Below are 1,515 nucleotides of genomic sequence, written 5' to 3' on the forward strand. Positions count from 1 at the left end.
CCCTGTGCGTCAGGATGGGGTGAGACACCAGCACTGCTGACCTTCGCACTGCACGGGGCGAGAACGGACCAATACTGAGATGACGATGACGGTTGCTGACGTCGGCACCGATGATGGGGCTATGGCTCCTCGTGCTGACCGGCCCAAGAGGCGGACGTTCACCGCCGAGTTCAAAGCGGCGATCCTGGCCGAGTACGACGCCGCGGACCGCTCTGGGCGTGGGGAGATCCTGCGCCGGGAGGGCCTGTACACCTCCCACATCATCGAGTGGCGCAAGGCCGCGGCCGCCGGCTCGCTGTCCGGGCTGGGCAGCAAGCCGCGGGACCGGCGCGAGCGGGAGCTGCAGGCGCTACGGGCCCGGGCGGAGAAGGCCGAGGCCGAGCTGGCCAAGACCAGGGCGGCGCTGGACCTGATGGGAAAAGCACACGCGCTCTTGGAGACGCTCTCCGAGAGCGCGGACAAGCCGCCGCGGTCGCCGCGGTGATCAACCCGGCCGTCGACGGGCTGGCCGAGCACGTCGGCACCGCGGCTGCGTGCGCGCTGCTGGGTCGCTCCCGCGCCAGTCACTACCGGGCCAAGAACCCGCCACCGCCACGTCCACGGACACCGCGGCCGGCACCGGCGAACAAGCTGTCCGCCGCCGAGCGGGCCCACGTGCTGGCCGTGTTGACCAGCCAGCGGTTCGCGGACAAGTCGGTCGCCCAGGTCTGGGCCACGCTGCTGGACGAGGGCACCTACCTGTGCTCGATGTCCACGATGCACCGGATCCTGCGCGAGCACGACATGGCCGGGGAACGGCGCCGGCAGGCGAGCCACCCGCCCCGGACCCGGCCCGAGCTCGTCGCGACGGCGCCGGGGCAGGTGTGGAGTTGGGACATCACAAAGCTCAAGGGGCCGGAGCGGGGCGTGTACTACGACCTGTACGTCGTGCTCGACATCTTCTCCAGGTTCGTCGTGGGCTGGACCATCGCGGCCCGCGAGGACGCCGAGATCGCCAAGAACCTGCTCGAGCACGCCATGGGCATCCATGGCGTGCCGGAGGCGATCCACGCCGACCGCGGGACCTCGATGACCTCCAAACCGGTCGCTCAGCTGCTCGTCGACCTCGGGGTGGCCAGGTCGCACTCCCGCCCGCACGTGTCGAACGACAACCCTTACAGCGAGGCGGCGTTCAAGACGCTGAAGTACGCCCCGGTCTTCCCCGAGCGCTTCGGGTCCCTGGCCGACGCCGGCGCGTTCGCCGAGCAGTTCTTCGCCTACTACAACCACGAGCACCGCCACTGCGGGATCGGGCTGCACACCCCCGCCAGCGTCCACTTCGGCACCGCCGGGCAGGTCCGCGCCCAGCGCCAGGCCACCCTGGACGCGGCCTACGCCGCCCGTCCCGAGCGCTTCGGCCACCGCCGACCCCAGGCGCCCAAGCTGCCCGAGGCCGCCTGGATCAACCAGCCCTCACAGGAGGCCCTCATACAGACCGCCTGACGGAATCTGTCTCACCCGCCTTGACACTTTCCG

Annotated in this window: 1 protein-coding gene; it reads left to right on the plus strand. The window is 70.6% G+C overall.

The genetic code is table 11. From position 1 onward, the window contains the following. The first annotated feature begins 85 nt into the window (after nucleotides 1–85). Nucleotides 86–1,482, plus strand: a protein-coding gene (locus tag AC3ENX_RS14565; RefSeq protein ID WP_370428832.1) for an IS3 family transposase whose coding sequence is annotated in 2 segments (ribosomal slippage) — nucleotides 86–422 and nucleotides 422–1,482 — 1,398 coding nt in all. Because the reading frame shifts where the segments join, the coding sequence is not laid out codon by codon here. Nucleotides 1,483–1,515: the final 33 nt, after the last annotated feature.

Source organism: Microbacterium sp. bgisy189 (assembly GCF_057707225.1).